General features: G+C 69.8%; 1 protein-coding gene. It reads left to right on the forward strand.

Going from position 1 to position 543, the window contains the following annotated elements; all coding sequences use genetic code 11:
• Positions 1–543: S66 peptidase family protein (locus CFP71_RS42260; protein ID WP_143267297.1), on the forward strand; the 543-nt coding region annotated here is incomplete at both ends.

A 543-nucleotide genomic window follows, 5' to 3' on the forward strand; every position in this document is an offset into this window, starting at 1 on the left:
GAGGCGCGGGCGGCCGAGTTCACCCGAGCCTGGCTGGATCCGAAGGTGACCTGCGTTCTCGCCGCCCGCGGCGGCTACGGCTCCCAGAGAATGCTCGACCTCGTCGACTGGCCCTACCTGCGGGCGGCCGGCCCCAAGACGTTCGCCGGGTCGAGCGACGTGACCGCGCTGCACCGGGCCGTGAACGTCCACTTGGGACTGGAAACGCTGTTCTCCCCCATGCCCGCGACCACCCTCTTCGACGCGGTGGCCGCCGAACACCTGCGACTGTCGTTGTTCGAGCCGGACGCGGTACGGACGATCACCTCGTCGACGTCGTCCCCGCTCGTGCCGGGGACCGTGACCGGCACGCTCATCGGCGGCAACCTCGCACTCCTGGCCTCCGGCCTCGGAACTCCGGAGCAGGGCTCGGCGCGAGACGCGATCGTGCTGCTGGAGGACGTCACCGAGAACGTGTACCGGATCGACCGGATGCTGACCCAGTTACTGCGTTCAGGCTGGCTCGACGGCGTCCGGGGGTTCGTGCTGGGGTCGTGGGAATCG

This window comes from Amycolatopsis thailandensis (genome assembly GCF_002234405.1).
Taxonomy (GTDB): Bacteria; Actinomycetota; Actinomycetes; order Mycobacteriales; family Pseudonocardiaceae; genus Amycolatopsis; species Amycolatopsis thailandensis.